This window comes from Thermomonospora echinospora, assembly GCF_900108175.1.
Classification (GTDB): domain Bacteria; phylum Actinomycetota; class Actinomycetes; order Streptosporangiales; family Streptosporangiaceae; genus Thermomonospora; species Thermomonospora echinospora.
The window spans coordinates 71,356-88,492 of the sequence record NZ_FNVO01000015.1 but is presented as its reverse complement, the minus strand read 5'-3'; the positions used below and the strand labels follow the sequence as shown (position 1 = coordinate 88,492).

Sequence of the window (17,137 nt, the reverse complement as noted above, 5' to 3'; positions counted from 1 at the left end):
CGGCGAAAGCAGCATGAGCTCCTCCACTCCCCGTGTCAGCCGTTCGGCGGCCGCCTGGACCGTCGCCGGCCTCGTCCTGCTCGCCCTCAACCTGCGCGCGGCGATCACCGGCGTCTCGCCGCTGCTGGACGACCTGCAGCACGCGCTGGGGCTGTCCACCACCGCGATGGGCGTGCTCACCACCCTGCCGGTGCTGTGCCTGGGCGCCTTCGCCGCGCTCGCGCCGCCGCTGGCCCGCAGAGTCGGCACGGAGGTGACGCTGACCGGCGCGCTACTGCTGATCATGGGCGGCATCCTGCTGCGGTCGGCGCCCTGGCCGGGCGGGCTGGCGACCGCGGCCCTGTTCGCGGGCACGGCGATGGCCGGGGCGGGGATCGCCATCGGCAACGTGCTGATGCCGTACGTCATCAAGAGCGCCTTCCCGGAACGGGTGGGCCTGTTCACCGGCCTGGCGATGATGCTGATGTCCACCGGCGCGGCGCTGTCCTCCGGGCTCGCCGTTCCGCTGAACGAACTGGGCGGCTGGCGGACGGCACTGGCCGTGTGGGCGGTCCCGGCACTGGTCGGGGTCTCCGTCTGGGCTCCACTGGCGGTCCGGCGCCGTGCCGCCGCGGCCGTGTCCGCCGGGACGGAGCCCTCGGCCTCGCCCGGCGATTCCCGGACGACGCCCGGCGTTTCCCCGCAGGCCGGGAAGCCGGCCGACACGGTGGCTCAGGGCGCTGGGACGGCGTCTGATGTTCCGCCGCAGGCCGGGAAGCCGACCGGTGTGGTGGCCCAAGGTGCGGCGCCGCGCGGCGAGGGCGCTTCCGGGTCGGTGCTGCGGAGCCGGCTGGCCTGGTACGTGACGCTCTTCATGGGGATGCAGTCGCTGACCTTCTACGTACTGATGTCGTGGCTGCCGGCGATCATGCGGGACCACGGGTACACCGCCGCCACGGCGGGGCTCATGCTCTCGGTGACGATGCTGCTGGGCATCCCGACCGGGATGGTCATGCCGGTGCTCGCGGCGCGGCGGGCGGACCAGCGGCCGTTGGTCGTGGCCGTGATGGCGCTGTTGATCGGCGGGGTGGCCGGGCTGCTGCTGGCGCCCGAGGCCGGCTGGCTGTGGACGGTCGTGCTGGGGATCGCTCTCGGCGCCGCCTTCCCGCTGGCGTTCACGCTGATCACGCTGCGTTCGGCGACCCCCCGGGCGGCGGCGGAGCTGTCCGGGATGGCGCAGACCACCGGATACCTGCTCGCCGGCGCGGGCCCGTTCCTGATCGGGGTGCTGAACGAGGCGACCGGCGGCTGGCGGGTGCCCCTGGCGATCCTGCTGGTCTGGTTGCTGCCGGAAACCCTGTTCGCCCTGCGCGCCGCACGCCCGGGCCATGTCGGGACGACCTCGGCCGCCGACCTGACCCGGATCGAGCCGACCGAAGCGCCCCGGCCGCAGCAGAAGGTTGACCCCCAGGACGCCCTGACCAGGACGGGCCGGCCCTCCTCCTGAAACCGGCCCGCAGCCGTCCACCCACTGAGACCTCCGGACGACGCACCTGGAGCCGCCTCCTATGCGGGCATGGCGGGCTTCCTCGCGTTCGGTTTCGGGTCTGGACGCGGTGGTGGTCAGCCTGCGGTGACGAGGGCCACGCCGGCGACCGCGACCGCCAGGCCGATGTGCTGTACGACCCGTAGGCGTTCGCTGTAGAGGAGCCTGGCCAGCAGTACGGTGATCGCCGGGTAGAGCGACGTGAGGACCGCCGCCAGGCTGAGCATCCCCTGGCGGGCCGCCATGAAGTACAGGGCGTTCGCCAGGCCGTCCAGCAGACCGGAGACGATGGCCAGAGCGAGCGTCGGCCCCCCGAGCGACCTGAGGGTGTGGAGTCCTCCAGAGGGCGGATCGTTCGCCGGGATGGCGGGCGTACCGCCGGACCGGACCCGATGGTGGTGGACCCGGCGGGCGACGAACGCCGCGACGACGACGCCCAGGCCCGCCAGGCGGGCGGCCATCGTGGGCCACAGCCCGCTGTCGTCCCCGGCCTGGTGCAGCAGCACGAAGAACGTCCCGAAGGCGGCTCCGGACACCGCGGCCAGGACGGGACCGTTGCCGGCCGCCCGGCGCAGCAGCCGGGTGGTACGCCCGGCGACGGCCGGGGAGGCGCCGGGCGCGGTCTGTGGACCCGCGGCCGCGGGCTTGGGCGCCTCCATGCTGACCAGGCCGATCGCGATCACGCACAGGACGACGCCGGCCAGCACCCCGGTGTCCAGCCGTTCCCCGCGGAGCGTTCCCACGGCGACCGGCAGCACCGCGGCGGTCAGCGCCGAGACGGGGGCGATCACGCTCATCGGTCCCTGCGCCAGCGCGCGGTAGAAGGTGATCAGCCCGGCGCCGCCGGCCAGCCCGGAGGCCGCGCCCCAGGCCAGCCCGGACGGGGTCGGGGTCCCGCCGGCCACGATCGACGCCACCGTCAGGCACACCACTCCCGCCGGGACGCTGATCAGCAGCACCCGCAGCACGGCGGTACGGCGGGAGGCGGCACCGCCCATGAAGTCGGCGATGCCGTAGGCGAACGCCGCCCCCAGGGCGAGGGCGGTCACCATGTGCCGTCGCCGATCAGCCGGGTCCGGATCCGCACCTCGGGAGCGATCGTGCGCAGCCGGGCGGCCAGGTCGTCGGCCGCCGCGTGCAGTCGTTCGAGCGGATAGGGCTCCAGCCGCTCCAGCAGGAAGAGGGCGTTCTCGGTCGTCTCGGTGATGCGGGTGCGCACGCACTGCCGCCAGTTCCACCGCCGGCAGGTGACCCCTTGGTCGTCCCGCCACACCACCTCGCCCGCGTCCGGGTGCTCGATGGCCGGCGCGCCGCCCGCCGTGGTCTCGAAGCCCTCGTCGCCTCGGGCCCGTACGAGCCGGGCCGTTCCCTGGTACGTGTCGAGGTCCTCGCCCCCGATGGGCAGCGCGTACTCCACGCTCACCGCGTTGTAGGCGTCGACGACGCGGTTGATGGCCGGAAGTTGGTCCACCCGGCGCAGCAGCGCGTCCACGGACGGACGGGTGCGTTGCGGCTTGGCTCCGAATCCCCGGTACGCCTCCCGCCAGGCGAGCACGTGCGGGTCGTCCGCGGAGCCCTGGGCCGAACGCGCCTGGGCGGCCTCGGCGGCGCGCAACCCGGCCTTGTGCAGCCAGTCGGCCGAGACGTCGTCACTGGCGTCGTTGGCCAGCCCTTCGGCCGTCATGGCCAGGACGGCGAAGTCCGGCCGCAGCTTCTGGACGGCGTCCTCGACCCAGATCTCCGCAAGCATCCATCCACCCCTCGTGTCCGGTCATCGTAATGCCATCCATGGTTTATCAGAATGACCGACGTCCGTGATCCCGGGCAAGCGAGCCGGGTGCGCGGCCCGGCCGGGCCTCCTGCCGCGCCGGCGCGGCTGCCCTACGGTGTACGGGATCCGGCCACCTGGAGGAGAGTGCCCTTGGATGCGCGTGTACGGCCCGGCGGGGAGCTGACATGAACGAGCAGACGGCGATCGGCGAGGCGGTGGCCCGGACCGTCCGCTCGCTGCGGGCGTCCCACGGATGGAGCCTGGACCAGCTCGCGGGACGTGCCGGAGTGAGCAAGGGCGTCCTGGTCGCCCTGGAACAGGGCCGGGGCAATCCCAACCTCGGCACTCTCATCCGGATCTCGGAGGCGCTCGGGGTACCGCTCACCCGCCTGGTCCAGGTGGACGAGGAGCCCGCCGTCCGGGTGCTCCCACCCGAACGGCAGGTGGTGCTCTGGCGCGGCCCGGACGGCGGGACCGGAATCCTGCTGGCCGGCAGCGAGGCCCGCCCCTCCGTGGAACTGTGGCGCTGGGAACTGCGGCCCGGCGAGCCCCGGCACAGCGACCCGCACACGCCCGGCACCAGGGAGATCGCCTACGTGGAGGAGGGCACCCTCACCGTGACCGTCGACGGCCGGCCCCACTCGGTCGAGGCCGGCAGCGCCGCCGTCTTCGCCGGCGACCGCCCGCACTCCTACTCCAACGAGGGCCCGGTCACCTGCCGGTTCGTACTGACCGTCCTTGATCTGTGACCAGCCTCCCGAGGTTCCTCCCGGGCGGCTGGAGGCTCCTCGGCGGCCGGCTGGGGAGTCGGTGAGCGGTGACGGGCTCTGGGAGGCGGTTGTGGGTCTCCGGTGCGCGGGGTGGGGAGTACGCGGCGGTCGAGGGTTTTCCACAGGTGCTGGACGGGTGCGAGAACGGCCGTCGGCAGGGGCTGGAAGGGTCTTCGGCGGGGTGGAGATGTTGCGGGTCGGTTGAAATCTTCGAGCGTGGGGGGATTGTCCGCCGGATTGCCGGGGATTTTCTGAGGAGAGGTCGAAAGGTCGTGATGGTCGCAGTTCTCCCTGGCGGAAGGGGGGAGGGGCCATCGTCGGAAGGGCGCTCGACGGGGGTGGAGACGCTGATGACCGATGGGAGCTTTCGAAGGCGGTCGGGATTTCCCTGGGCGGCCGGGGCCTGCGAGAAGCGGTCGGGAGGCCGTGGCGGCCGGTGGGCGTTGCAGAGGCCCGGCAGCGGTCGGAAATCCCCTCGGCAGGCGGGGGCGGGTCTGGTCCGTTGCGACGGCCGCGCCACGCCCTTGAGATGTCTTTACGGGAACGAGTCCGGGGCGTACCTTCGTCGCACAGTTGTGAAGGCGCCTGCCAGAGGCCCTGTCACGATTGGTGAGCCCCTCTCATGACTTTCCTTCACCCGCAGATCGGCCGCCTGCCGTGAGCCGGCACCAGCCCGACCGGGCAGGCGGGGTCGAAGGCGTGGCGATGCTCCTGGCCGGGGACGAGCGGGGTCTCCGCTCGGACCGGCCCGCCTCCGGCCCGCAGGAGGGCCTTCCCTGGCGGCCGCTGTCACCGCTGTCCATCGAGGCGCCGCATGTGCTGTCGGATGTGGCCGCCTCCTCGCCCGAGGACGTGTGGGTGGTCGGCCAGGCCCATGGGCGTCCGCTGGCCGCACGTTGGGACGGCACGTCCTGGTCCGTCCCGCCGGGGCCGCCGCCGTCCGCCGCCCTGATCGGCGCCGGCCTGGAGGGGGTGGCCGCCGCGCGCACCGGGCATGCCGTACCTGACGGCAGCGGACCCGCCGGTCACACCGACCTGCGGAACGAGCCGGCCGGGCGGGACGCCCTGGCCGAAGTGATCGCGGTGGGTGGCGCCTATGACCGGCTGCTCGGCACCGAGATCCCACTGATCCGGCACTGGGACGGGACCGGATGGGCCGAGATGGCCGCCCCCGCGCTGCCCGACGCCGACAGCGCCCAGGGCTACGTGCTGACCGATGTCACGATGGTCGCCCCCGCCGAGGCGTGGGCGGTCGGGCATGGCTCCGGCAGAGGCAACGGGCTGGTGGCCCTGCACTGGCACCACGACCGGTGGCATCCCGCCGGACTCCCGGACATCGCCCAGGGCAAACTGCTGGCGGTCTGCGGCACCTCACCCTGGGACGTGTGGGCCGTCGGCGCCGCCGACCGGGCCGGACTGGTCGTCCACTACGACGGCAGGGCCTGGCAACGGATCCGCACTCCGGCCACTCGCTTCCCGCTCACCGACGTGACCGCCGTGTCCCCCGATGACGCATGGTGCGCCGGCGGGGGCAGCGTGCTGCGCTGGAACGGCCGTAAGTGGTCCCGCGTCAAGACCCCGATCGAGTCGGCCAACACCGTGACCGCCGTCTCCGCCACGGACGTGTGGGTGGGCGGCGCCCAAGGCGAACTGGCCCACTTCGACGGACATCGCTGGACCTGGATGACCGCACCGGGAGACCTCCACGGCACGGCCGTCTGGCGCTCCTCCACTGTCGCACTCCCCACCTCGGCCCCCGGCGCCGGCATCGGTGCGGCGGTCTGGATGGTCGGCTCCCGCCGCTTGGGCGGTTCTGTGAGCACCCCTCAGCACCGCAGCTTCACCTCTCAGTCCGGCGAGGGCTGACCTCTCCGCCACGATCACCGCACGCCAGGCCGTGAAGTCCCAACGCCGCTCAACGATCCGGCCCGCTCAACGATCCGGCCCGCTCAACGATCCGGCCCGCGCTCACCGCAGGACGAACGCCCCCGAGCGGCACGAACGCACTCATCGCAGGCGCGGGCGTCTGGTTGAGGTTTGACGGTCTCGTGCGCACTGGCCGCGTCACCTCCGGGGCCGGTCGTCCCCTGGCCGGCGGTCTCCGCCGGTGTGCGTCGACGACTCCGGCCTCGAACTCGATCATCACACCTCAATGAGCGGTACGAGCGCGCTCATCGCAGGCGCAGGTGTGTCCGTGGAAAGGGCCGCGTGCTCATGGACGGTGAGGAAGTGCCCGGTCCTCGTCCGCCGGCCTGCCGGGTGGGGTGTTCGCGTGGTCGGCGTCGACGGAGCGTCACCGATGTCGGATACTGCCGATGGCCGGGGTCGCCGTGGTGGACGCCTCAGCGGGAGTCGAGGTCCAGTACCCGAGCGTGCAGGACGACCCGCTGGTGGAGGGCGGCGCGGAGGGCCCGATGCAGGCCGTCCTCAAGGTAGAGCTCGCCCCGCCAGTGGACGACATGGGGGAAGAGGTCACCGTAGAACGTGGAGTCTCGGGACAGCAGGGACTGAAGATCCAGTTCTCGTTTGGTCGTGATCAGCTGGTCCAGCCGTACCTGGCGAGGCGGGACCTTCGCCCAGTCCCCGGGCCTGAGCCCATGCTCGGGGTAGGGACGTCCGTCACCGACAGCCTTGAAGATCACCCCAAGAGTCTACGGCGTGGAATCAAACCCGAGAAGGCACCAGGACTTGCGGTTCACCACTTCAGTAACTCCAGGTAAATAATCTGTTGCGCGGCCTCCGCGGCCAGCCCTTGATCGTCATGGCCGATCGCCCTCCGCCACCGGGGATCGCGACCTTCGCGATCACCTTCGCCGCCGCCTCCGGGGTGTCGCCGCCCAAGAAGAGTAAACCAGACATTGTGTCGTAAATCACTCATGTCCTCCCTGATGGTGTACCTCCAGGGAGCCGTTCGTCGAGCACTCGCTGACATGACGTACCTGGTCAAGCGCCCCGCCCGGCATCCAGACGAGGGCATGCGCCCCCGACCGGAGATCGAATCCGCCGCCCGGCGACCACCAGGAAGCGCCCTCAGGCGACTGTCAAGGAGCGTGCAGACGGCCGCCGGGGAACGCCGCGCAGGCCCCCACCGAAAAACGCCGACTGGTGACCATCGACGGGGGTGTGGGCGAGGCGTGGCCGAGCGGGCCTTCACGCACCGATGGGTGAGGAGACCCGGACACGCCGCGGAATGCATTCGATCTTCTTGACGCCGAGACGGACGGTGCATCGGTGACGTCGAGGTGGACCGGCTCACCGGCCCGCGAAGACATCGAGACGGCCGACCTCCGAGGCGGGCGAAGCCGATCACCTTCACCGCACTCGGAGGTCTCCCGTCGATCAAATGCCCGACACGCCGCTGCCGCCGAAGGCGATCAGGCTAGGCGGCCAGGCCGATGGCCTGTTTGGCGGCTGTGATGGTCGGGGCGGCGAGTTCGGCGGCTCGTTCGGCGCCTTTCCGCAGGATGGCCTCCACCGTGCCCGGATCGTCGGCCAGGTCGGCGTACCGCTGCTGCAGGGGTTCCAGGAGCGCGATCACGGCGTCCGCGACATCCCGTTTGAGGGATCCGTAGGACGTGTAGCGGTCCGCCAGCGACTCCAGGTCCGGCTCGCCGACACATCCGCCGAGGATCTCGATCAGATTGCCGACCCCCGGACTGCCCTCCAGGTCGTACCGCACCCGCGTGCCGGAGTCGGTGACGGCCCGCATCACCTTCCGGCGGACGACGTCGGGCGGGTCGAGGAGCCGGATCGTCCCGGGCGCGTCGTCAGGATCGTCCTTGCTCATCTTGCGGCGCGGGTCCTGCAGGTTCATCACCCGGGCGGCCACCTGCGCCGGCGCCATCTCGGGAACGACGAAGACGGTCCCGTACGCACGGTTGAAGCGCACGGCGAGGTCGCGGGCCAGTTCCAGATGCTGGCGCTGATCGTCGCCCACCGGAACCTCGCTCGCCCGGTAGGCGAGGATGTCGGCCGCCATCAGCACCGGATAGGTCAGCAGCGAGACCCTCGTCCCCGGCCTGCCGCGCCCCTTCTCCTTGTACTGGATCATCCGGTTCAGCTCACCGACGTACGCGGTGCACTCCAGCAGGAAGGACAACTCGGCATGCAGGGGCACGTCGCTCTGCCGGAACAGCACACAGGCGTCCGGATCGAGCCCGGCCGCCAGGTACAGCGTCGCCGTCTCCCTGGTGAGGGCCCGTAGCCGCGCCGGCCGGTGGTCGACGGTCAGAGCGTGCAGGTCGACCACCGAGAAGACGCATCGCCCCGTGTACTGAACGTCGGCGAAGCGTCGCAGGGCGCCCAGATGGTTCCCCAGGGTCAGCCGTCCGGTGGGCTTGATGCCGGAGAAGACGACGCGTTGCCGTTCGTGCCGTTCCATGGATCCGCTCCTCGCGCTTCAGGCGTGCCGCCCGGCGCGGAACCGGCCCATGAACGCTTGAGGCCGCCCTCACCGGGGCGGCCGCTGCGTCAGTCTGCTGTGCGCACGTCAGGGTGACCGCCCTCAGGCGGCCCACCAGGCATGGAGTCGAGTACGCACACGGCGAGAGTACCGGCCGGACGCCCACCCCGCCATAAGAGGCCGGACAAGCGCCGAGGCCGGTACCCCTGGGGTACCGGCCTCGGCAGTGCCTGATCGGCGTGGCGGAGGATGCGAGATTCGAACTCGCGAGGCGTTGCCACCAACACGCTTTCCAAGCGTGCGCCCTAGGCCACTAGGCGAATCCTCCGCAGAGAAGCTTACCGGGTTCCGGGCACTGATCTGACATCAATTACCGCGGTGAGCGGCAGGGAGCCGTAGACGTGGGGGAACGTGTCGCCGTCGGCCGTCTCGTAGCGCACGTCCAGGCCAGTGGGGTCGATCACCAGCAGCACAAGATCCTCCGGGGCCACGTCGCCGTAGAACCTGTGCAGCACCCCGGCGGTCTGCTCCTCAGACCGCGAGCAGTGGATGAACCCCTCATCGGCCAGGGTGCGGCCCCGGGTCGACATCTCGTACGGACCGCCTGCGGCACGGGCGGCGTCCCAAGCGGTGCGGTCGGCAATATGGAAAATCTCGCCCTTGACCTCCTCCCCTCCCCGAAGGGAGGGGAGTCCCACCGTCGCCGGTCGGGTTTCCTGCTTCACCGCCGGTCGCCCGCCCGAGAGCACTCTCGTTGAGGTCTTACACCAGCTCCACAGGCGTTTCACCTCTCCGCCGGCCCGGCGGCGAGAAGGTTCTTCGCGGCGTTGACGTCCCGGTCATGGACCGTGCCGCAGCCGCACGCCCAGTCGCGGACGTGCAGCGGCATCGCCTCCTGCCGGGCGCCGCACGCCGAGCACAGTTTGGAGGAGGGGAACCACCGGTCGATGACGACCAGGTCCCGCCCGTACCAGGCCGCCTTGTACTCCAGCATCGCGCGCAGCTCCCGCCACGAGGCGTCGGAGATGGCGCGGGCCAGCGAGCCGTTCTTGACCAGGTTGCCAACGGTGAGGTCCTCGATCACGACTGTTTGATTCTCACGGACGAGCCGAGTCGACACCTTGTGCAGGAAGTCCCGCCGCCGGTCGACGACCCGGGCATGCGCGCGGGCCACCCGCAGGCGGGCCTTGGCCCGGTTGGCCGAGCCCTTGGCCTTGCGGGACAGCGCCCGCTGCGCCCGGGCCAGCCGCTTGCGGTCGCGCCGCTCATGCCGGGGATTGGCGATCCTCTCCCCGGTGGACAGCGTCACCAGAGCGGTGATCCCGGCGTCCACCCCCACCGACTGCTCTACCGGGTCCAGCGGCCGGATCTTCTCCCCAACCAGCAGGGACACGAACCAGCGCCCGGCCGCATCGCGGGACACGGTGACCGTGGACGGCTCCGCAGCCGCCGGCAGCGGCCGCGACCACACGATGTCCAACGGCGCATCCATCTTCGCCAACGTCAGCTCACCGTCCCGCCAGCGAAACCCGCTGCGGGTGTACTCGGCCGACGCCCGCGACCTCTTCCGCGACTTGAAGACGGGGTATTTGGCGCGTTTGGCGAAGAAGTTGGTGAACGCCGCTTGCAGGTGCCGCAGCGCCTGCTGGAGCGGGACCGAGGAGACCTCCGCCAGGAAACCGTACTCCGGGGTGCGTTTCCACGCCGTCAGCCACGCCGAGGACTCACCATAGGAGACGCGGCGGCCCTGCTGGGTGTAGGCGCGGATCCGCTCCTCCAGCGCCTTGTTGTAGACCAGACGCACGCACCCGAACGTACGGGCAAGCTCTTGGGTCTGCTCGGGGGTCGGGTGGAAGCGGTACTTGTAGGCCCGCTTCACGAGCTGCGCCATGCCCCGCATTTTACGGGGCGACCGGCTGCCGATGACGTTTTCACATCACAACGTGCCGCATCGTGCCGCGTTCCCTGCCCCGCCTGAAGGCGGGGGTCTCCACGCTCCAAGGAGTCAGATGAACGAAGAGTGTAATCAGCGCCCGAAGCCTTCCCCGGCCGGGCGGACGGCCACGATTCCCCACACATCTGATCTCCACCCCTTGACGATCCGAAGCCGCCCTCGGTCGAGCGGCCGGCGAGAGCCGGACCCGGGCCGGGACCGGTGGTCGTGCCAGGCGGGTGGTAGGGGCCGGGATCGGCGGTCGTGTCGGGTGGGTGGTGGGAGTGGTGCTCAGGCACGGGCCGGATGCCATAGACTCGGAGGCGACCCCTCGCATGGCGTCATCCTGTGAACCTCCCCAGGGCCGGAAGGCAGCAAGGATAAGCAGGCTCTGACGGGTGTGCGGGGGGTCCTTTCGCTTCTCACTGGACGGACCCCCAATGAGTCTGGCTCTGTACCGCAAGTACCGGCCAGCGACGTTCGCCGAGCTGAAGGGGCAGGAGCACGTCGCCGAGCCCTTGCAGCAGGCACTGCGCAACGGCCGCATCAACCACGCGTACCTGTTCAGCGGGCCCCGGGGCTGTGGCAAGACCTCCAGTGCCCGAATTCTGGCCAGATCGCTGAACTGCGAGCTGGGTCCCACTCCGGAGCCCTGCGGCAAGTGCGACTCGTGCGTGGCCCTCGGGCCCGGCGGCAACGGGCACATCGACGTGATCGAGATCGACGCGGCCTCCCACGGCGGTGTCGACGACGCCCGTGACCTGCGGGAACGGGCCTTCTTCGCGCCGGTCTCCGCGCGCTTCAAGGTGTACATCATCGACGAGGCGCACATGGTCAGCCGCGAGGGCTTCAACGCCCTGCTGAAGCTGGTCGAGGAGCCGCCGCCGCACCTGAAGTTCGTCTTCGCGACCACCGAGCCCGAGAAGGTCATCGGCACGATCCGGTCGCGGACCCACCACTACCCGTTCCGGCTGGTGCCGCCCGGGACGCTCCGGGAACTGGTGGAGGAGATCCTCCAGGCGGAGGGCGTGAAGTACGAGCCGGCCGCGCTGCCGCTGGTGGTACGGGCCGGGGCGGGCTCGGCCCGGGACACGCTGTCGATCCTGGACCAGCTGCTGGCCGGCGCCGACGACACCGGGATCACGTACGCGCGGGCCGTGTCACTGCTGGGCTACACCGACGCCTCCTTGCTGGACGAGGTGGTGGACGCGTTCGCCGCACGGGACGGCGCCGCGATCTTCGCCGCGATCGACCGGGTGGTCGAGAGCGGCCAGGACCCCCGGCGGTTCACCGCGGACCTGCTGGAGCGGGCCCGGGATCTGGTGATCCTGGCGAACGTCCCCGAGGCGGGCTCCTCGGGGTTGCTGGACGCTCCGCCGGACGAGCTGGAGCGGATGCAGCGGCAGGTGGCGGGGCTGGGCTCGGCGGAGCTGGCCCGGGCGGCCGACCTGCTGCACACCGGGCTGACGGAGATGCGCGGGGCGACCTCGCCGCGGCTGCTGCTGGAACTGGTGTGCGCCCGGATCCTGCTGCCGGCCGCCTACCAGGACGAGACGTCGCTGCTGGCGCGCGTGGAACGGCTGGAGCGCCGGGCGGCCATGGGCAGCTCCGACACGACGGCCATGGCCGCCGCCCCGTTCTCGGCCGGTGCCCCGGCGGCCGGGGGCGCCTCGGCGGCTGCAAGTGCTCCGGTGACGGGGCGTGCGGCACCGCAGGGGGCATCCCAGTCCGCCTCCCAGACCGATGCTGCGCGCCCGTCCGTCGTATCGGCAGGTTCGACAAGTCCGTCTGCTCCTTCCATGCGTCCGAGCGGCCCCCCCGCTGGGCCGGTCGGGCAGAACGCCGGGTCGGACGAGGCGTCCGCGCGGGCGGCTCATGCCCAGCGACCAGGACCTTCCGGACCAGGCCGGGGGCCTGATGCCGCTCCCAGTGTGGGTGGCCAGGGCGCCGCGCCGGGAGTGGAAAGACGTTCTGTGGAAAACCGGCAGAGGCCGTCCTCGCCGTCCCCCTCCTCCCCGCCCGCACAGCCGCCGGGCGGTGCCTCCGCCGCGCCGGGCGGCGGGGGACTGGATGTGACGGCGGTACGGCGGTCGTGGCCGGACATCGTCGAGGCCGTCAAGCACAAGAGCCGGGTCGCCTGGATGGCGATCATGTCCGGTGTCCAGCCGGTCTCCCTTGAGGGCAACCTGCTCACCCTCTCGTTCGAGGCCGAGGGCGCCCGCACCAACTTCACCAACGGCGGCCGGGACGCGGTGTTGCGCGAGGTCTTCCGGGAGTTCCTCGGCGTCGAGTGGCGGATCGACACGGTCCTGGCCGGTGCCGCGCCGGCCCCCCGCGCCACGGCGGCACCCGTGTCGCCGCCCCAGTTCGCGAGCCCCCCGCCGTCCGCTCCGACGGCCCCCGCCCCGGCCCCCCGCCCCGCACCGGTGGCCCGGCCGTCCCGGGAGCCGGTACCGCCGCCACCCGACGAGCCGCCGCCGCCCCCCGAGCCCATCGACGAGAGCGACGAGGTCGACCCCGAGGGCGACGCCGACGCCGACGGCACCGAGGCCGAGATCAGCGGAATGGCGCTCATCCAGCGCGAACTGGGCGGCCAGATCATCCGCGAGATCGACAACTCCTGACCTCACGGACGTCCGGCGACGGGGCCGACCTCGTACCCAAGGCCGGCGGCACGGAATCACTGCTCGGGTCGGGTGCCAACGGTGATCGTTCTGGGCGGTCGCCGGGGGCTACGCTGCGGTTCGTGGGATCTTCTCGTGGGTGGGCGGCGAGTGCCATCGCCCGGGTGGAGCGGGACGTGGTCGTCACTCCGCTGCGGGAGGTGCCGCTGCCTCCCGAGTGGGGGATCGGGCTGTCTCTGAAGGACGAGTCGGCGCAGCCCTCGGGCAGTGTCAAGCACAGGCTGCTGCGTGCGGCGTTCGTACAGGCCCTGGCGGCGGGGCAGATCACCGAGGGCGGCACGGTCGTGATGGCCTCGGCCGGACCGGCCGCCGTGGCCGGGGCGTACTTCGCCCGGATGCTCGGCCTGGACTTTGTCGTCGTCGTTCCCCGATCCACCAGGCCCGAGAAGGTCGCCGCGATCGAGGCGGCCGGCGGGCGCTGCCATCCGTACCACCCGCCTGCCGCGATCTACCAGGAGGCCCGGCGGCTGGCCGCAGACACCGGCGGTTTCCACCTCGATCACTTTGCGGCCGCCCACGCCATCGACTGGCGCGGCGTGACCAGCACCGACGGGGTACGTGGCGGGAAGGTCACGGGCGGCGGTCATGCCGGTGATGGCAGTGCGGGGTACGGCGACGGTGTCTTCCGCGGTGGTGACGTTCGCGGTGGGGCTGTCGAGGGCGGTGCAGGTGGCGGGCATATCGCCGGGGAGATCTTTGAGCAGCTCGGGCGGTCGCCGGAATGGATCGTGGCGGGGGCGGGGACCGGGGCGACGTCCGCGACGATCGGGCGCTTCCTGCGTTACCACGGGTACGAGACCCGGCTGGCGGTGGCCGATCCGGAGAACTCCGCGTATTTCCCCGGCTGGGCCAGTGGCGTGTCCGACTACGCGACCGGGATGCCGTCGCGCATCGAGGGCATCGGCCGTCCGCGGATGGAGCCCGGCTTCCTGCCGTCCGCGATCGACCTGGTCGTCCCGGTCCCGGACGCCGCCGCCGTCGGCGCGCTGGCCCATCTGCGCGCGCTGACCGGTATCGCCGCGGGCGGATCCACCGGCACCTGTCTGTGGGCGGCCTGGCGGCTGATCGACAGGATGCGGGCCGAGGGCCGACGCGGTGACGTCGTCGTGGTCATGGGCGATGCCGGCGCCGCCCCCGTTCTGGACGGCGACGCGTACGCCGCTGCCATCGGCCGCTTCCTGGAGACCGGCTCCCTCGACGTTCCCCAGTAAGAACCGGTCACTTCCGGCAACCACAGCATCGGATGCGTGCGAGGCCCGACCGGCCTCCGGCCACCCGATCCGGTTCCCGCTCGGCCACTCGGTCTGGTCTCCGCTCGGCCACCGTTCCGGTCTCCGTTCGGCCATCCGATCCGGTCCCTGCTCGGCGACTCGATCTGGCCCTCGGCCGACCACTCGGTCTGGTCTCCGCTCGGTCACCGTTCCGGTCCTCGACCGACGACTCGTTCCGGTCCTCGGCCGGTCGAGCTTTGCCGAATCTGAAACCGCCGGGTGGCCCGTTCCGCAGGCTGGACCGGGTAGGTCCGTGACTCGCAGGCCAGGATGGAGGGCCTGCGGGCGGTGGTTCGGACCGCCGTGGCGTGGGGACGGGTGGACCAGGGCGCCGCCACGGCCGGATCCGGCAGGCTCGGGGGTGTGTCAGGGATTACTTGCATGGCCGGGGTGCGGCCTGAGGGTCCTTGCGGAACGGACGATATTGTGAGTCGAGTGAGCGCGAGAGACACCGATTGGGACGGCGTGCGGCTGCACGTCGTCACGGGGAAGGGCGGCACCGGCAAGACCACCGTGGCGGCCGCGCTCGCGCTGGCGCTGGCCGCGGGCGGGCGGAACGTCCTGCTGGTGGAGGTCGAGGGACGGCAGGGCATCGCCCAGCTGTTCGACTGCCCGCCGTTGCCGTACGAGGAGCGCAAGGTCGCCGTCGCGCCGGACGGCGGAGACGTGTACGCCCTGGCGGTGGACACCGAAGAGGCGCTCATCGAGTACCTGGAGATGTTCTACAACCTCAAGCGGGCCGGCAAGGCGATGAGCAAGCTCGGCGTCGTCGACTTCGTCACCACGATCGCCCCGGGCCTGCGGGACGTCATCCTGACCGGCAAGACCAGCGAGGCCGTGCGCCGTAGGAACGCCGACGGGTCGTTCGCCTACGACGCGGTGGTGCTGGACGCGCCGCCGACCGGGCGGATCACCAAGTTCCTGAATGTCAACGATGAGGTGTCCGGGCTGGCCAAGGTGGGGCCGATCCGCAACCACGCCGACACCGTGATGCGGGTGGTGCGCAGCCCCGAGACGGTGGTGCACTTCGTGACGCTGCTGGAGGAGATGCCGGTCCAGGAGACCCTGGACGGCATCGGCGATCTGACCGAGGCCGGGCTGCCGGTCGGCGGCGTCATCGTCAACATGGAGCATCCGCCGATGCTGGACGCCGGGGACCTGGCCACGGCCGAGGCCGGGGGGCTGGACACCGACGAGATCGTCCGCGGGCTCAAGGCGGCCGGGCTGGAGCACGACGCCGAGCAGACCGCCGCCGTGCTGGCCGCCGAGGCCGTTGACCACGCCCGGCGCACCGCGCTGCAGCGGCGTGAGATGGAGCGTCTGGCCGCCCTGTCGCAGCCGAAGTACGTGCTGCCGCTGCTGCCGGACGGGATGGACCTGGCCGGGCTGTACGAGCTGGCCGAGGCGCTCCGCGAGCAGGGGGCGGCCTGAGCCATGAGGACGCCCCGCGGCATGGACACCGAGAGGACCCCATGAGCGTCCACAGGACCCCGCCGGTGCTGGACGTCGACACGCTGATCGACGACCCCCGTACGAAGATCATCGTGTGCTGCGGCTCGGGCGGCGTGGGCAAGACCACCACCGCCGCGGCGCTCGGCCTGCGGGCGGCCGAACGGGGCCGGGACGTGGTCGTGCTGACGGTGGACCCGGCCAAGCGGCTGGCGCAGTCGATGGGCCTGTCGGAGCTGGACAACAGCCCGCGCCGGATCGAGGGCGTCGAGGGCGACGGCGAGCTGCACGCCATGATGCTCGACATGAAGCGCACCTTCGACGAGATCGTGGAGGCGCACTCCGACCCGGACCGGGCCAAGCAGATCCTGGCCAACCCCTTCTACCAGTCGCTGTCGTCCAGCCTGTCGGGGACGCAGGAGTACATGGCGATGGAGAAGCTCGGGCAGCTGCACCGCTCCGGGGCCTGGGACCTGATCGTGGTGGACACCCCGCCGTCCCGCAACGCGCTGGACTTCCTGGACGCGCCGGAGCGGATGGGCCGGTTCCTGGACGGCCGGTTCATGAAGATCCTGGCGACCCCGGCCAAGACCGGCGGCCGGCTGGGCGTCAAGGTGCTCACCGCGGGGTTCGGCGTGTTCACCAACGTGCTCAACAAGGTGATCGGCGTTCAGCTGCTGCGGGACGTGCAGACGTTCGTGGCGGCCTTCGAGACCATGTTCGGCGGTTTCCGGGAGCGCGCGGACAAGACGTACCGGCTGCTGCAGACCCCCGGGACGGCGTTTCTGGTGGTGGCGGCCCCCGAGCCGGACGCGCTGCGCGAGGCGTCCTACTTCGTGGAGCGCCTGGCCGAGGAGCGCATGCCGCTGGCCGGCCTGATCGTCAACCGGGTGCACGCCGTCGTCCCCCACACCCCGACGGCGGCCCGCAGTCAGGCGGCGGCCGAGACCCTGGACGAACGCGGCGAGCACCCGCTGGCCGCCGCGCTGCTGCGGCTGCACGCCGACCGCAGGCAGTTGGCCGCCCGCGAGGAACGGCTGCGCGAGCACTTCACCTCCGCCCACCCGGCCGTCCCGGTCGCCTCCGTGCCCGCCCAGGCCGAGGACGTCCACGACCTGGAGGGTCTGCGCCAGGTGGGCGACGACCTGGCCGGCAACCGGGCCGCCGCCACCGCCCGCCCCGCCTGACCCGGGCGAAACATGCCGGCCTGGGGAAAAATGGCCGGAATTGCCTAGTCCGTTTCCCTTGGCCGGGTGCGGTTCCCTGAGCGGGTGTTAAACCGGTCACCGTGCCGTGGCCACATCCGGCCACGGCCGACACGCCGTACGGGTG

The 17,137-nt window shown here is 71.6% G+C and carries 13 protein-coding genes, 1 tRNA gene, 1 other RNA gene and 1 pseudogene; 8 read left to right on the top strand and 8 right to left on the bottom strand.

Annotated features, from left to right (window positions below):
* Window positions 1–13: 13 nt before the first annotated feature.
* On the top strand, window positions 14–1,486 hold the full coding sequence (locus C4U03_RS27890) for a CynX/NimT family MFS transporter (RefSeq protein WP_103941728.1): 1,473 nt from the start codon (window positions 14–16) through the stop codon (window positions 1,484–1,486).
* Between the two features lie 116 nt (window positions 1,487–1,602).
* On the opposite strand, the gene C4U03_RS27885 is transcribed toward C4U03_RS27890, so the two are convergent.
* Entirely contained in the window at window positions 1,603–2,577 is a 975-nt protein-coding gene (locus C4U03_RS27885; protein WP_103941726.1) for an EamA family transporter, read from the bottom strand.
* The gene (locus C4U03_RS27880) at window positions 2,571–3,275 is read right to left on the bottom strand and encodes a B3/B4 domain-containing protein (RefSeq protein ID WP_103941723.1); all 705 of its coding nucleotides are present in this window, start codon (window positions 3,273–3,275) and stop codon (window positions 2,571–2,573) included. Before C4U03_RS27880 ends, C4U03_RS27885 begins: the two co-directional genes overlap by 7 nt.
* A gap of 206 nt (window positions 3,276–3,481) precedes the next feature.
* Between C4U03_RS27880 and C4U03_RS27875 the strand changes: the two genes are divergently transcribed.
* A complete protein-coding gene (locus tag C4U03_RS27875; protein WP_103941720.1) occupies window positions 3,482–4,045 on the top strand; it encodes a helix-turn-helix domain-containing protein in 564 nt (187 codons plus the stop codon).
* A 720-nt stretch (window positions 4,046–4,765) separates the two neighbouring features.
* Window positions 4,766–5,932 carry a beta propeller repeat protein gene (locus C4U03_RS27870; RefSeq protein ID WP_146087557.1) on the top strand — a complete coding sequence of 389 codons (1,167 nt, stop codon included), beginning with the start codon at window positions 4,766–4,768 and terminating at the stop codon, window positions 5,930–5,932.
* Between the two features lie 476 nt (window positions 5,933–6,408).
* Here C4U03_RS27870 and C4U03_RS27865 read toward each other — a convergent pair whose 3' ends face one another.
* From C4U03_RS27865 to C4U03_RS27845, 6 genes and pseudogenes are all read right to left on the bottom strand, one after another.
* Window positions 6,409–6,708, bottom strand: coding sequence for a type II toxin-antitoxin system VapB family antitoxin (locus C4U03_RS27865; RefSeq protein WP_103941716.1), 300 nt, complete (start codon window positions 6,706–6,708; stop codon window positions 6,409–6,411).
* Between the two features lie 61 nt (window positions 6,709–6,769).
* Window positions 6,770–6,940, bottom strand: coding sequence for a hypothetical protein (locus C4U03_RS42120; protein WP_235018205.1), 171 nt, complete (start codon window positions 6,938–6,940; stop codon window positions 6,770–6,772).
* A gap of 505 nt (window positions 6,941–7,445) precedes the next feature.
* Complete coding sequence (gene trpS / locus C4U03_RS27860) at window positions 7,446–8,447, bottom strand: tryptophan--tRNA ligase (RefSeq protein ID WP_103941715.1); 1,002 nt, start codon at window positions 8,445–8,447, stop codon at window positions 7,446–7,448.
* 261 nt (window positions 8,448–8,708) lie between these two features.
* Window positions 8,709–8,796, bottom strand: a tRNA-Ser gene (locus tag C4U03_RS27855).
* Between the two features lie 10 nt (window positions 8,797–8,806).
* The gene (locus tag C4U03_RS27850) at window positions 8,807–9,166 is read right to left on the bottom strand and encodes a DUF952 domain-containing protein (RefSeq protein ID WP_200827529.1); all 360 of its coding nucleotides are present in this window, start codon (window positions 9,164–9,166) and stop codon (window positions 8,807–8,809) included.
* Window positions 9,167–10,359: pseudogene (locus C4U03_RS27845) on the bottom strand (RNA-guided endonuclease InsQ/TnpB family protein); the annotation flags it as partial.
* 364 nt (window positions 10,360–10,723) lie between these two features.
* Between C4U03_RS27845 and ffs the strand changes: the two are divergent.
* The 5 genes from ffs to C4U03_RS27815 all read left to right on the top strand — a co-directional run bounded on the left by ffs (window position 10,724) and on the right by C4U03_RS27815 (window position 16,992).
* An RNA gene (gene ffs / locus C4U03_RS27840) (signal recognition particle sRNA small type) lies at window positions 10,724–10,819 on the top strand.
* A gap of 22 nt (window positions 10,820–10,841) precedes the next feature.
* Window positions 10,842–13,025, top strand: coding sequence for a DNA polymerase III subunit gamma and tau (locus tag C4U03_RS27835; protein WP_103941713.1), 2,184 nt, complete (start codon window positions 10,842–10,844; stop codon window positions 13,023–13,025).
* Between the two features lie 122 nt (window positions 13,026–13,147).
* Entirely contained in the window at window positions 13,148–14,296 is a 1,149-nt protein-coding gene (locus C4U03_RS42115; protein WP_407701455.1) for a PLP-dependent cysteine synthase family protein, read from the top strand.
* 495 nt (window positions 14,297–14,791) lie between these two features.
* Window positions 14,792–15,787: an ArsA-related P-loop ATPase gene (locus tag C4U03_RS27820; RefSeq protein WP_235018201.1), complete on the top strand. Its 996-nt coding sequence runs from the start codon at window positions 14,792–14,794 to the stop codon at window positions 15,785–15,787.
* 41 nt (window positions 15,788–15,828) lie between these two features.
* Complete coding sequence (locus C4U03_RS27815; RefSeq protein ID WP_103941709.1) at window positions 15,829–16,992, top strand: ArsA family ATPase; 1,164 nt, start codon at window positions 15,829–15,831, stop codon at window positions 16,990–16,992.
* The last annotated feature ends 145 nt before the right edge of the window (window positions 16,993–17,137 follow it).

Coding starts and splice junctions, on each gene's coding strand:
- C4U03_RS27890 (WP_103941728.1), top strand. CDS start 14: ATGAGCTCCTCCACTCCCCGTGTCAGCCGTTCGGCGGCCGCCTGGACC.
- C4U03_RS27885 (WP_103941726.1), bottom strand. CDS start 2,577: ATGGTGACCGCCCTCGCCCTGGGGGCGGCGTTCGCCTACGGCATCGCC.
- C4U03_RS27880 (WP_103941723.1), bottom strand. CDS start 3,275: ATGCTTGCGGAGATCTGGGTCGAGGACGCCGTCCAGAAGCTGCGGCCG.
- C4U03_RS27875 (WP_103941720.1), top strand. CDS start 3,482: ATGAACGAGCAGACGGCGATCGGCGAGGCGGTGGCCCGGACCGTCCGC.
- trpS (WP_103941715.1), bottom strand. CDS start 8,447: ATGGAACGGCACGAACGGCAACGCGTCGTCTTCTCCGGCATCAAGCCC.
- C4U03_RS27835 (WP_103941713.1), top strand. CDS start 10,842: ATGAGTCTGGCTCTGTACCGCAAGTACCGGCCAGCGACGTTCGCCGAG.
- C4U03_RS27815 (WP_103941709.1), top strand. CDS start 15,829: ATGAGCGTCCACAGGACCCCGCCGGTGCTGGACGTCGACACGCTGATC.